Source organism: Bacillus tianshenii (assembly GCA_020524525.2).
GTDB lineage: Bacteria > Bacillota > Bacilli > Bacillales > Bacillaceae_N > Bacillus_AV.
Window position 1 is genome coordinate 1,900,198 of record CP129018.1, and the last position, 12,688, is coordinate 1,912,885.

15 protein-coding genes are annotated in these 12,688 nt (G+C 39.4%); 4 read left to right on the forward strand and 11 right to left on the reverse strand.

What is annotated here, in order from left to right:
- Positions 1-4 precede the first annotated feature (4 nt).
- The 7 genes from LC040_09630 to LC040_09660 all read right to left on the reverse strand — a co-directional run bounded on the left by LC040_09630 (position 5) and on the right by LC040_09660 (position 6,833).
- The gene (locus LC040_09630; GenBank protein WLR53123.1) at positions 5-988 is read right to left on the reverse strand and encodes a YpdA family putative bacillithiol disulfide reductase; all 984 of its coding nucleotides are present in this window, start codon (positions 986-988) and stop codon (positions 5-7) included.
- A 286-nt stretch (positions 989-1,274) separates the two neighbouring features.
- Positions 1,275-2,555, reverse strand: a complete 1,281-nt coding sequence (locus tag LC040_09635) for a Glu/Leu/Phe/Val dehydrogenase (protein ID WLR53124.1) — start codon at positions 2,553-2,555, stop codon at positions 1,275-1,277.
- A gap of 192 nt (positions 2,556-2,747) precedes the next feature.
- Entirely contained in the window at positions 2,748-3,668 is a 921-nt protein-coding gene (locus LC040_09640) for a D-alanine--D-alanine ligase (protein ID WLR53125.1), read from the reverse strand.
- A 238-nt stretch (positions 3,669-3,906) separates the two neighbouring features.
- Positions 3,907-4,497 (reverse strand): genetic competence negative regulator, encoded by a 591-nt coding sequence (locus LC040_09645; protein WLR53126.1) that lies wholly within the window; start codon positions 4,495-4,497, stop codon positions 3,907-3,909.
- Between the two features lie 156 nt (positions 4,498-4,653).
- Entirely contained in the window at positions 4,654-5,568 is a 915-nt protein-coding gene (locus LC040_09650; GenBank protein ID WLR53127.1) for a MerR family transcriptional regulator, read from the reverse strand.
- 97 nt (positions 5,569-5,665) lie between these two features.
- A complete protein-coding gene (locus LC040_09655) occupies positions 5,666-6,436 on the reverse strand; it encodes a metallophosphoesterase (protein WLR53128.1) in 771 nt (256 codons plus the stop codon).
- A gap of 16 nt (positions 6,437-6,452) precedes the next feature.
- On the reverse strand, positions 6,453-6,833 hold the full coding sequence (locus LC040_09660) for a hypothetical protein (GenBank protein WLR53129.1): 381 nt from the start codon (positions 6,831-6,833) through the stop codon (positions 6,453-6,455).
- 130 nt (positions 6,834-6,963) lie between these two features.
- On the opposite strand from LC040_09660, the gene LC040_09665 reads away from it, so the two are divergent.
- The 3 genes from LC040_09665 to LC040_09675 are packed head-to-tail and all read left to right on the forward strand — an operon-like array spanning position 6,964 to position 8,062.
- Positions 6,964-7,197: a spore coat associated protein CotJA gene (locus LC040_09665; GenBank protein WLR53130.1), complete on the forward strand. Its 234-nt coding sequence runs from the start codon at positions 6,964-6,966 to the stop codon at positions 7,195-7,197.
- Entirely contained in the window at positions 7,197-7,457 is a 261-nt protein-coding gene (locus LC040_09670) for a spore coat protein CotJB (protein ID WLR53245.1), read from the forward strand. The genes LC040_09665 and LC040_09670 overlap by 1 nt, the downstream gene beginning before the upstream one ends.
- A 35-nt stretch (positions 7,458-7,492) precedes the next feature.
- Complete coding sequence (locus LC040_09675; GenBank protein ID WLR53131.1) at positions 7,493-8,062, forward strand: manganese catalase family protein; 570 nt, start codon at positions 7,493-7,495, stop codon at positions 8,060-8,062.
- A 130-nt stretch (positions 8,063-8,192) separates the two neighbouring features.
- Here LC040_09675 and LC040_09680 read toward each other — a convergent pair whose 3' ends face one another.
- Genes LC040_09680 through LC040_09695 form a run of 4 tightly spaced genes read right to left on the reverse strand, consistent with a single transcriptional unit; the run spans position 8,193 to position 12,093 of the window.
- A complete protein-coding gene (locus tag LC040_09680) occupies positions 8,193-8,903 on the reverse strand; it encodes a LysM domain-containing protein (GenBank protein WLR53132.1) in 711 nt (236 codons plus the stop codon).
- Positions 8,904-9,521 carry a type II CAAX endopeptidase family protein gene (locus LC040_09685; GenBank protein WLR53133.1) on the reverse strand — a complete coding sequence of 206 codons (618 nt, stop codon included), beginning with the start codon at positions 9,519-9,521 and terminating at the stop codon, positions 8,904-8,906.
- Positions 9,518-11,035, reverse strand: a complete 1,518-nt coding sequence (locus LC040_09690) for an ATP-dependent DNA helicase RecQ (GenBank protein WLR53134.1) — start codon at positions 11,033-11,035, stop codon at positions 9,518-9,520. Before LC040_09690 ends, LC040_09685 begins: the two co-directional genes overlap by 4 nt.
- The gene (locus LC040_09695) at positions 11,032-12,093 is read right to left on the reverse strand and encodes a helix-turn-helix domain-containing protein (protein ID WLR53135.1); all 1,062 of its coding nucleotides are present in this window, start codon (positions 12,091-12,093) and stop codon (positions 11,032-11,034) included. The genes LC040_09690 and LC040_09695 overlap by 4 nt, the downstream gene beginning before the upstream one ends.
- 318 nt (positions 12,094-12,411) lie before the next feature.
- On the opposite strand from LC040_09695, the gene LC040_09700 reads away from it, so the two are divergent.
- A complete protein-coding gene (locus LC040_09700) occupies positions 12,412-12,660 on the forward strand; it encodes a ferredoxin (GenBank protein WLR53136.1) in 249 nt (82 codons plus the stop codon).
- The last annotated feature ends 28 nt before the right edge of the window (positions 12,661-12,688 follow it).

Below are 12,688 nucleotides of genomic sequence, written 5' to 3' on the forward strand. Positions count from 1 at the left end.
AAGCTTATTTTCTTTTCTGCAATTCCTCAGCAATTAATTGACCATGGAACCGGCCATTTTCAATGAAAATTTCATTTGCGTTATTACCAGCTGCAATGACACCCGCAATAAATGCCCCTTCAACATTTGTTTCCATTGTTTCTGGGTTATAGAGCGGACGCCCCGTTTCTGCATCAATGTTAATCTTCATCTTCTGTAAAAATGAATGATCAGGCTTATACCCTGTCATCGCAAACACGAAATCAGCTTTCGCACGCTTTTCTTCTCCATTCACAACAAACAGGACTTCATTGTCTGTAATCTCTTTAATAATTGCGTTAAAGTGCATATCAACTTGTCCATGACGAACAAGTGCTTCAAATTCAGGCAAAATCCATGGCTTCACGCTTGCAGAATAAGTGCTTCCTCGATAAAGCGCTGTTATACTTCTCGCTCCTGCTTTATTTAATTCGAGGGCAGCATCCACGGCAGAATTTTTTCCGCCAATTACGACAATATCTTTATCAAAATAAGGATGTGCTTCTTTAAAATAATGAAGCACATGCGGCTTCTCTTCCCCTGGCACACCCATCATATTAGGGTTATCATAATAACCAGTAGCAATGACAACCGAATCAGCCTCATACGTCACATGTTCATCATGACTTTTTGTTGTATAAACGGTAAATACACCGCTTGCTTGCTTTTCAATTTTATTCACACGTTCAAATGCATGAACACGTAGATCTTTTCGGTTTACAACCTCACGATAATAACTTAACGCTTGGTTACGTGTCGGTTTTCGCTGTTCATTTACAAACGGTACATCACCAATCTCTAACTTATCTGCTGAACTAAAGAATGTTTGATGTGTAGGATAATTATAAATTGCATTAACAATATTGCCTTTTTCAATAACTAATGGGTGAAACCCTGCATTTTCAAGCGCAATGGCTGCTGCAAGCCCACATGGCCCGCCCCCAACAATAATGACCTCTTCTCTTTTCAATTTCTGCCCCTCCTACAGATATAGTACGGTGTAAAACAACATGATGTAGCTTATCTATCAACTGTGAACAATTGAACATAACAATAACCATTAAGTATTACCTTCCAACTACTAGAACAAAAATGAAGAATCAAAAATACCCCTCAGCATACTTTCTTTCATTTTATGCTGGCAACTTCAAGCCACATTACATGAATAGTGGAACTCTGTCCTTTTCACAAACAGAAAAAATCTCCTATCACCAAAATGATAGGAGATTTTCATTAAAAGTGCAAATTGTTTAACCTTAAATCCAACCACGGAAGCGAGAAGCTTCTGCCATCTTACGAACACCAACCATATAAGCGGCAAGGCGCATATCAACTCTTCTTGTTTGCGAAGTATGATAAATATTATTAAATGCTTTAACCATCACTTTATTCAACTTCTCTTCTACTTCGTCTTCTGTCCAGTAATAACCTTGATTATTCTGAACCCACTCGAAATATGAAACCGTAACGCCGCCTGCACTTGCTAATACGTCCGGTACAAGCAGAATACCGCGTTCTGTTAAAATGCGTGTTGCTTCAAGCGTTGTCGGTCCATTTGCAGCCTCAACAACAACACTTGCTTTAATTTTATCTGCATTTTCTTCCGTAATTTGATTCTCAATCGCTGCCGGAACGAGAATATCACAGTCAAGCTCAAGCAATTCTTGGTTTGTAATTGTATTTTTGAAAAGGTTTGTGACTGTACCAAAGCTGTCGCGACGATCTAACAAATAGTCGATATCAAGACCATTCGGGTCATGCAAGCCACCTTGAGCATCTGAAATCCCAATCACTTTAGCTCCTGCATCATGAAGGAACTTTGATAAGAAACTTCCTGCGTTACCAAAACCTTGGACAACCACACGTGCACCTTCTAATTTAATGTCCTTCTTTTTAAGCGCTTCATTTATACAGATCGTAACCCCTTTAGCTGTCGCTGATTCACGGCCATGCGAACCACCTAATACAAGCGGTTTACCTGTAATGAAGCCAGGGTTATTGAATTCATCAATACGGCTATATTCATCCATCATCCAAGCCATAATTTGTGAATTTGTAAAAACATCAGGAGCAGGGATATCTTTTGTAGGCCCTACAATTTGACTGATTGCACGTACATATCCACGGCTTAGACCTTCTAATTCGCGGAATGACATTTCACGCGGATCACAGACGATTCCGCCTTTTCCTCCACCGTAAGGCAAATCAACAATGCCTGCTTTTAAGCTCATCCAAATGGAAAGGGCTTTTACTTCTTTTTCAGTTACATTTGGATGGAAACGAACTCCGCCCTTTGTTGGTCCTACAGCATCGTTATGTTGAGCGCGGTAGCCAGTGAAGATTTTTACAGAGCCGTCGTCCATCCGTACCGGGATACGAACTGTCATTAATCGAACTGGCTCTTTCAATAGCTCGAATACCTCTGCAGGATAACCGAGCTTATCAAGCGCTTTGTTTACTACGGTTTGCGTGGATTTTAATACATCAAGGCTGTCTTCGTTGGCATTTTGGTTTCCGTTTGTTTTATCGGCTACCATTTCGTTACCTCCTACATATTCACTAAAAGTACTTCTATCCTGTTTCAAAAAAACTGTCTTCTAGCTATAGTATACAACTTATATATCCAATGCAAGGATATTACCAAAAGAGTTTTTCTTTCAAATAAGTTGCTTTGAAAACGATTACACGCACATCTTATCATAACGGTTTAGAAGATGGAATACCTTTTTTCATTGTTTTTTCATTGACAAATCAAGCAGACCTTGAATCATATTCTCATAGGAAATTCCGACATGATTTGCGGCATCTGGAAACAGACTAGTAGGCGTCATACCAGGTAATGTATTCACTTCTAAAATAACCGGTTCTCCACCGTCTTCCGGTACGATAAAGTCTGCACGTGAATAGACATCACATCCAAGTGACTGGTGTGCTAATACAGCATTTTTCATTAGCAAGTGTGTTACATCATCCTCAACACGAGCAGGAATAATATGTTCACTTCCACCTGCAGCATATTTTGATTCATAGTCATAGTATTTGTTTTTCGGAACGATTTCAATTACAGGAAATGCTTTTTCTTTACCACGCTCACCCATAACGGCTATAGTTACTTCTTTCCCATTAATAAATTCTTCAATCATAATTTCCTCATCATGTTGAAAAGCAAGCTCAATACCGCTTTCTAGTTCAGCCTGAGTATGAGCAATCGTTAACCCAATTGTTGAGCCTTCACGATTCGGTTTCACAACAACCGGAAATTCAAACGGCATGTTGAAGTCTGACTGCTCAAATTCTGCCTTATGCAACGTTAAATCCCCAGCAACACGGATACCAGCTGAAGCAAATAATTTTTTTGACTTTGCCTTATCCATTGCAAGTGCTGATGCCAGAACGCCAGAACCTACATACGGAATGCCTGCTACGTCAAGTAATGCTTGAATGCTTCCATCTTCACCAAGACGGCCATGCAAACCGATAAAGACAAGGTCCACATCTAACGAAAGAAGTTCTGCGGTTTGACGCGGGTGAAAATCAATTCCAATTACCTCGTGACCTTTCGCTTTCAATGCGTTCATAATTCCTTTTCCACTTGAAAGTGACACTTCTCTTTCTGCTGATGTACCACCATATAAGACTGCAATTTTCATAGCTTATTCGACACTCCTTGGGCTTTTTAATCAGTTTATTCAATTACATGTTTGATGTGCTTTTGTTATGTAAAATAACTAATGTTAATCATATCACTTCTCATAATTAGAGCCCATATTTTTATCAAAACGTGTTTTACGATTATACAGAATAACATGTTCCTCATATTGTGCAAATGGTTTTTTATCGTTTTATAAAAATGAAAAAACGCCCTGTTCGAGAACAGGACGCAGTCTATTATTTAAAGTATTGATACAGCTGTGAAACAGTATCTGTTTCCATAAGTGTTTTTCCGTATTCAATGACCCGATGCGTTGTTAATGTCGCTGGATTTCCATACTCTGCGAGCAAGGCAATCAGCGTATCTGTTGGGATATTCGGCAACCCTTTTTCATCCAAGTCTAAGTAAAAAGCATTTTCAAACGAAAAAAGCTGCCCGCTTTTGACGCCTATTGCATGTAATCGAATTGCGGCTTGGATAACATCCTCAAATGTGGCAAATTCATAGAAAATGTCATCACTTCGATCGAGGGTAACCTGCATTTCAATGTAATCTTCCGAGAACTCATCTTCATCATCATAATCCACATTCCCTTTGGTTACGATGATTACCATCCCTTGAGCTTGCAAGGAAAACACTTCAACTGCAATTGGACCATCCGCTTCAAAGCCGAGTTCATCGCTTGCTTCATTCATCATATCCCGAAATAATTGATGTACTTTCGGAACATCGTGCCAAAGGTCTTCTTGCGTCAGACCACGCTCGGAGAGGTCATCAAACGTGAGAAAAATCTTGATTTTATTATAATTTAACCTTTCAAGGCGCATCCAGCGACCCTCCTTACCTTCAACTGCCACTACTTGTGCTTGTTATATCATATGTGAAAACGAAGAGATGGTTCTTTCTATTCTCGACAAAGGATGGTAAAACTTCTTTTTAGTATTATAAGTTTACATTGTCTCTATAACAGTAGACAAGCTTTTTTAATCATTTTTTTGCTCTTGTTGAAGCCAGTCTTCCCAGTCCTGCTTCGTTGTTCCAATAATGAATTCAGCATGCTTTTGTTTTGCATCATTATCTAAAGATTCGATCGCATGGCCACCGATGCCAATTGATAATTTAGGATATACTTTCTTTAAGCTAACAGCCGTTTGTAACGCTTTTGGCGCATTTTCAGAAAGTGTACACGACATGAATAAATAACGCGGCTCGACTTGGTCAAGCACGGTATAAATATCATCTTCGGCAATGCTCGTTCCTAAATAAAGGACATCATATCCTTTTCTTCGTAAAAATAATGTGAAAATAAACAAACCAAGCTCATGTTCCTCATTAGGCCCGCAAACAGCTACTGCTTTTGGTAAAACTGGGTCAACCGGCATGCTTTGAAACACTGAGCCAATTTGTGATCGTAAAAAGGCTGATGCAAAATGTTCATGTGCAGTCGTTGTTTTTCCATTCTCCCATAGGTCACCAATTTTTAAAAGCACTGAGCCTAGCACATTGATCATCACTTGCTCTAAGGAAAAAATACTAAATGCGTAATTTAAAATCTCACGAGCCCGTCGTTCATTAAACTGAAGCAAAGCATCTGTCAGTTCATCAGCAGCTATTAACAGACGATTACCTTTCAATTCTTCAGCAAATCCAGTGTTCTCGTCCATTCCATTACTTTCAAGCAACGATACAGCCTGACTAATTGTAAAGCCTTGATTTACTTTATCAACAAGCCAGCGTAATATTCGAACATGTCTTTCTGTATATAAACGATGCCCCGCTTCATTTCGCTTCGGGGCAATAATTTGATAACGTCTTTCCCATGCACGCAGCGTTCCAGCCTGCACTCCGAGAATTTTTGAAACTGCTTTTATGTTATACTTGCCTTCTTCTGCCACCATCTGCAATCCTCCAACGATAAACTTTTACATCTATAGTATACCCCAGCATGGCAGGTGCGTAAATTTTGTATATGCTTTGAAGAACAATTGTCTTTTATTACGCAGATGTTATTGTAATGAGATGAACTTGAGCCGGGGCGCCGAAACGAAATGGTAAAAGCGTCGTTCCATAACCGTTACTGACAAGCAAAGTTGTTTCTTCAAGCTCTTTAATACCACCTTTTTCATACGGGCCAAATCGACCAAAACGAATCTGACCGCCGTGCGTGTGACCTGCAAGCGTTAAGCGTATATTATGTTCTCGTTCAATTACCTTCATAATGGATGGATCATGGCTTAAGAGTACTTTAAACCCTTCCTCACTGTCTTTAAGCGCTAAATCAAGTCGGTCTCGTTTGTTTGTTGGACTATCAACCCCAAGCAAGTTAAACTTATCGCCTGTTTCAGATTCAAAGGAAACAGATGTATTCGCTAGAATTGTGACTCCTTCTTCTAAAAGCAAGGCATCCAACTGATGATAATCCACTTCATAATCATTATTCCCCCATACGAAATAAACAGGCGCAATTTGTTTTAGTTTTCTTAGATTATTTCTTACCTGCTCAAATGGTACACCTTTTTCCACTAAATCTCCGCCAATCAATACGATATCTGCCTTGCCTTGAATCATTTCAATCATCTTGTCAGAAACAGTCCGCTTATGCAAATCAGAAATAAAAAAAAGCCTCACTTCCCGCAAGTTTTTCGGAAAATCCGTGTATGTGAATGTGGTCTCCACAAGCTTCCACTTCTTCGCTTCAGCAATCATATAGAGAAGGATACCAATACTTCCTAATGTAATACCGATTAAAATCAAAAAAATCCACAAATTCGTTACCTCCTGCTTATTGTTTCCTCTTTCTAACCTGCTTTAAGCGGTTAAAATCTAACGAAATAATACCATATGAAAGCGTAAAAATTAATAAGGCCGCACTCTCAATTCCATAAAAATAAAAAAGAATGATAAAACTTACGACAAACGACAAGCTGCTTAAAAGCTCCAACCCTCTACCCTCTCCATGTATAAAGAGAATTCCCTCATATAAAAATTCACAAACAAACACTGCTAAGCATAGGAAACTAAACGTAAAACAAGTCATCCCCATTAAGAAATAAATCGGTCTAAAGATAAAGACAGTCCAGTTTTCAACAGAAATCTCACTGAATACTTGTAGCGAAAGCCAGCCGCACCCTGTTCCAAAAATGAAATAAAAGCTTTTATTCATATACCTCTCCCCTCACTACCATCCTATGTATGTGAAACGAAGGCGATTCTTTCAAGAAAAAAACATGTTGGACAACCACAACACCATACATATAAAAGGGATGGCACTATCGAAAAGGAGGCGTAACGCAATGTATACGATGCGGAAATATTATCACCCTTATGTGAGTCGCTTTGACCCGTGTCCGCCGATGCGCGTGAAATCGTACGAAACACCGCAAAACTTATATATGGGCTTTCAACCATATGGCTTGCCGCAATATCAATCGTTAAAGCAAGCACTCTATGCTGGTACACTTTGGCCGGCCTTTTACAATCCATATCCTAATCCTTATAAGCAAGGAAGGGAGGATGCATTAGAATGATGAAAGAGATGCCTGATGCTTATTATCAAATATTAGAACAGCTACAGGCCGTTGATTTTGCCCTTGTTGATTTGACGCTTTACTTAGACACTCATCCAAAGGACGCCAATGCGATTCGTCAATTTAATGAGCTTGCCAAACAACGAAAATGCATAAAACGGAAATTCGAGTCCCAGTTCGGACCATTACAGCAATTCGGAAACAGCTATGTCGGCTGTCCTTTCACATGGAACGAAGCACCGTGGCCTTGGCAGGTCTAACCTAGCACAATAGCAAAAGGAGGAAAACCAAACCGATGTGGTATTATGAAAAAAAACTTCAGTACCCAGTACGCGTAAGCACGTGTAACCCGACTCTTGCAAAATACTTAATCGAACAGTACGGTGGTGCTGATGGTGAATTAGCCGCTGCCTTGCGCTATCTCAATCAGCGTTATTCAATTCCTGATAAAGTAATTGGGTTACTAACAGATATCGGCACCGAGGAATTTGCTCACTTAGAAATGATCGCTACAATGGTCTATAAATTAACGAAAGATGCCACACCAGACCAAATGAAAGCCGCCGGTCTAGGTGCTCACTATGCGAACCATGATAAGGCTCTTTTCTATCATAATGCGGCAGGAAGTCCGTGGACTGCTACTTATATCGCCGCAAAAGGTGACCCGATTGCTGACCTTTATGAAGACATTGCTGCAGAAGAAAAAGCACGCGCTACTTACCAATGGATTATTAACATATCTGATGATCCTGACTTAAATGATGGATTACGCTTCTTACGCGAACGAGAAATTATTCACTCGCAACGCTTCCGTGAAGCTGTAGAGATATTGAAGGAGGAGCGGGATAGGCAGATTTATTTTTAGATCGAAAAAGCAAGGGATAAGACTTATCTGTAGGAAACTATAGCATTAGACTAACCCAAACCTGGGGTACGTTCTAATTAAGTTTTCCATTCCACAACAAAAGCCCAAAACAATCAGCTGTTTTGGGCTTTTATTGTGGAATTTTTAAACGTTGACCTTCGTATACAGTACCATCTGCTTGCAAATTATTTGCTTGTTTTATTAGCTCTTCACCACTGCGGCTGCCGTAGAATTTTAATGAAATACGGAAAAGATTATCTTCAGGCTTGACGACGTACGTAATATATTCGGGCTGTTTCGGCTTTGGTGCAGGGGCAGGCTCAGGCTTCCCAGGTTGAATGTTTGGATGTGTGGCTGCTGAAGATTTTTCAACTTGTTCTTTCTTATCAGCAGATACTGCTTTGTTAGCTTGCTGCTTTGTTTCTGTCACCTGTTGCTGTTGTTCCTTATTATTTGAAGTCAACGGCTCCTCTTTTTCATTATCCTTAGGTATATCAAAGTCATCACTTGCTACTTGCTCCGCCCTTTCTTCGCTATTATTCTCTAATTCGACAGTTTCAGAATAATCACGTTCTGTGTCTTCTCCATCCAGCCCTGTAACAGGCTTATTATGCGAAAGTAAGGCATAGCCAGGAATTATAAGTACAAGAAGCAAAAAAATTAAAGCAAGCAAACGAACAAGCGGATATTTCATCTTTAATTTTGTTTTCTTTTCCTTCCCTCCATGAACTTCACTTCGCGGTGGAAGGTTCAAAGATTCTTCTTTCTCAGAAGACTTTTCCTTTGCTTCTTCAACTTGTGAACGAAGCTGTTCCGCCTGGTCCTTTTCTTCACGGCTCATCTAATCTTCACCTCTTTCAAACCATGAGCGTCCTGAAAGGCTATGTAAATAATCAAAATGGATAATACATGCAAAGATAAAATCAATTAAAAAGTGTGCCGTGATAGTCACAAACAAATTATGAGTAATTTCAAAAACCCATCCGATATAAAAGCTTAATAGAAGGACTGAAATTAATAACACGGGCTTTGTTAAGTATCGAAAATGCATAAGCGCAAATAAAATACTGGCACTAATGTAGCCAAGTTGTGTCTGCAATACGCCTCTAAACAAATATTCTTCTGAAAATGCAATCAACCCTGTAAGAATCAGGATATGCCAAACAGGCCTTCTTTGAAAAACTTTTTCATTAATACCACCGTCATCATACATTTCCTTCGGAAGCAATTTCATTAACGTTACATCGATCGCAATGACAATGATGGCACTGCCAACGCCATACGTAATGATTTCACTCCAATCAAGCTGAAACCAATTCAATAAGTCACGCAGCCCATTAAAAAAGAAAAACGATAAAAAAATGGCAATGCCAAGCATTAAAAGCTGGGTAAGGTATAATTGCTTAATAATTTCAGTATCACTCATGCTGCGAATAAGAGCAGCTTGTTTTTTATTCATAGTTGTTGACCACCACGCTGATGAAAAATCAAAGCCAATTCATCTTCCCACCCATTGAAAGCCCAGTTTGTTTCATGCTTGTCGATTATTTGGAGCTCGTTGAGACGAAATCCACATCGGTCACAACAATATGTTGGTTTTTCACCAGCCCTTTCTTCAAAATAATTTAAAATTTGCTCTCTTCGGCAACTTTCTGTATACAAAAACTTCCTCATACCGTCAAGTTTTTCCTGCTTAATCATCGAGCGTTTTTCAATTTTTTTTCGTATTTCTGTAAGAATCTCATCCTTAAGCCAATTTTCTACAAGACGCTCTTCTACTAATACACCTAATTTCTCAAACTGAAACTTTAAAAACCGCTGATTCACTTCTTTCAATCCAAGCTGGTCTGCAAACAATTGTATATCATGCCAGGAATAACAGTGCGGCTGCTCCATATACGAAAGGAGTGCGCCTATTTCATTTATCGTCGGGAACTCTTGCTGGATTAATTGCTCAGGAAGTTCATGGTCAAAATTTGAAAAGAAGAGGACACTAACACTTTGACTTCCATCACGCCCTGCTCTACCGATTTCTTGTAGGTAAGACTCCAGCTCAGGCGGGTATTGAAAATGAATAATAAAACGAATATCAGCCTTATCAATTCCCATTCCAAACGCATTAGTCGCACAAATCACATCAAGCTGATCATGAACAAACTGCTGCTGAACAAGAATCCGCTCTTCATTTGTCATCCCACCATGATAAAAGGATGCTTGCACACCGTTCTGCTTTAATACACTTGCTAACTGCTCTGCCGATAGTCTTGTCGCAGCATAGACAATACCTGGTCCTTTGAACTTTTTTGTAATGGCAATCATTTGTTCAAGCTTTTCTTCTGTAGATTCTACTTGCTGAACATTAAGGGCAATATTAGGACGATCAACTGAGTAAATGCGCCTCGTTGCACCTTGTATACCTAGCTGCAACAAAATATCGTTTTGAACATCTATTGATGCGGTAGCAGTAAGTGCAAGCACAGGCGGATTTCCACACATTTCAATTGTCTCAGTGAGCTTTAAATAATCAGTCCGAAACTCATGTCCCCATTGAGAAATACAGTGTGCTTCATCTATAACCACTAATTGAATATGAAGACGCTGTAATGCTTGCTTCACTTCAGAAGATTGCAGAATTTCCGGGGAAGCATAAATTAACCGAAAGGAATCAAGTGTATGTAACGCCTGCTTGCGCTGTTCATATGGCAGAAAGCTGTTTAGCGCGACTACTCTCTTCTCACCCCTTGCTTTTAACTGCTGAACTTGGTCCTGCATTAATGAAAGAAGCGGTGAAATTACAAGCACTGACCCTTCTAATAAATATGCGGGCAGTTGGTAGCACAATGACTTCCCAGCACCAGTTGGAAGCATCGCAAGAACATTTTTGCCGTTTATTACATCCTCAATAATTTCTTTTTGGCCTGTTCTGAAGGTTGCAAAACCAAATTTTTGTTCTAATACCTGTTCAAGATTCATATTCGTTCACCTTTCGCAAGCACAAGTCTTATTTGAAAATAGCTCACATCCGCTTCAATCGCTTCTTTTATCGGCTTTATTCGTTTTGTTTTCGTCGTTTTGTATACAGATAAAATCATTTGCTGCAACTCTTTTGAGACAAACGACTGTATTGAAAAGGCCGGGTCGTTTAACGCAATTTCAACAAAATGGTCTTCAATTGTACTTTCCTTCAAACTTCGAATTCGGGCAATTTTTTCAAATGAAAAGCCTCGCTCCCAAAGTTGATATGTTTTCCGTGTGGAGACTGTTAACGGAACCTGTGTCTGTACATCACGAATCAATGTAGAAAGAAGCGGATAAAGCTTTGGATTGCCTTGCACGTTATGTAAGATTTGATGAATACCTGCCTGAAACAAATATAACGCCGCATCCTCATCTTCTGAAAGCTCTGCACCGATTTGTGAGAAAGTAAGCCCATACCGATGGGCGGCACTTAATCTTAAAACAATTGCCTTTGCTTGAAGTTCTGGAAGTGCTCCAAGCAATTGCCTACATTCCCAATAAAATGAATCTGCTAGCTCTGCCTTCGAATAACCGACTGATATGAACCAATCCTTTACCCATTTAAAGAGTGATTCATCTTTTGAAACAGGGATAAATTGAGCCGTTCCATTCATCAGATTAGAGACACTTTGAACGAGTAAGGAAAAGCGATTCCAAAATGGACGGATAAGTGGGTCACACCCCCAGCCATCAAGTCCGTGTGGAAACACATCACTTTGCAAAAAGCGCTTCACTTCTGCTTTCCCCGCTTTAGTTAACAATAGAAAGCCTTCTGGTAAGTCACCTTGCTCCACATATTGATGCTTGACTAAATATGCTAAGTCCTCATCAAACGATTTTCGCTTTAAACGCGGCATCGTTCGAAACAATAAAGACACCCCAAATAATTTCCCATCTTGAATTGTTTGAGAAGATTTTTTTCCTTTTAAGAGATGATAGAGTCCTGAAGTGGACCGCTCACCATGAAATTGTTCCAATCCATATAATAAAATTCTTAATCGATATGCATTCAATTGCTTCACCCAATAATATTTTTATTAAAATTTACCAATAAACACTTCTTGAATTCCCTTTATAAACGCATTTACATCCCTATTGTAGCAAAAATTAACGCCTTTTTTACACTTGAGACTTTTTCTTGATTTGAAAAAAGATGCAGGACGTTGTTATGATAAGTATTATCAATGCTTTTCCTATTGAAAAGTTTATGAAACCCATTTACAATAGATATGAGATTTGTTTCCACCTATCAGACAGGTTAAGGGGCAACATCATAGGAAGAGCTATCATTGTTTGAAAATTTCTTATATTTCACGGGAGGTTACTTATTCATGGCAAAGTACACAATCGTTGACAAAGAGACTTGTATCGCATGTGGAGCATGCGGGGCAGCAGCACCAGATATTTATGATTACGATGATGAAGGTATCGCATTCGTAACACTTGACGATAACCAAGGTATCGTTGAAATTCCAGAAGTTCTTGAAGAAGATATGGAAGATGCATTCGAAGGTTGCCCAACAGATTCAATCAAAATCGCTGAAGAGCCATTCGACGGTGACGCAACAAAATTCGAATAAGAATAATTTCAAGCCCTTGCCAAATGAG

Coding starts and splice junctions, on each gene's coding strand:
- LC040_09635 (WLR53124.1), bottom strand. CDS start 2,555: ATGGTAGCCGATAAAACAAACGGAAACCAAAATGCCAACGAAGACAGC.
- LC040_09640 (WLR53125.1), bottom strand. CDS start 3,668: ATGAAAATTGCAGTCTTATATGGTGGTACATCAGCAGAAAGAGAAGTG.
- LC040_09645 (WLR53126.1), bottom strand. CDS start 4,497: ATGCGCCTTGAAAGGTTAAATTATAATAAAATCAAGATTTTTCTCACG.
- LC040_09650 (WLR53127.1), bottom strand. CDS start 5,568: ATGGTGGCAGAAGAAGGCAAGTATAACATAAAAGCAGTTTCAAAAATT.
- LC040_09660 (WLR53129.1), bottom strand. CDS start 6,833: ATGAATAAAAGCTTTTATTTCATTTTTGGAACAGGGTGCGGCTGGCTT.
- LC040_09665 (WLR53130.1), top strand. CDS start 6,964: ATGTATACGATGCGGAAATATTATCACCCTTATGTGAGTCGCTTTGAC.
- LC040_09670 (WLR53245.1), top strand. CDS start 7,197: ATGAAAGAGATGCCTGATGCTTATTATCAAATATTAGAACAGCTACAG.
- LC040_09675 (WLR53131.1), top strand. CDS start 7,493: ATGTGGTATTATGAAAAAAAACTTCAGTACCCAGTACGCGTAAGCACG.
- LC040_09680 (WLR53132.1), bottom strand. CDS start 8,903: ATGAGCCGTGAAGAAAAGGACCAGGCGGAACAGCTTCGTTCACAAGTT.
- LC040_09685 (WLR53133.1), bottom strand. CDS start 9,521: ATGAATAAAAAACAAGCTGCTCTTATTCGCAGCATGAGTGATACTGAA.
- LC040_09690 (WLR53134.1), bottom strand. CDS start 11,035: ATGAATCTTGAACAGGTATTAGAACAAAAATTTGGTTTTGCAACCTTC.
- LC040_09700 (WLR53136.1), top strand. CDS start 12,412: ATGGCAAAGTACACAATCGTTGACAAAGAGACTTGTATCGCATGTGGA.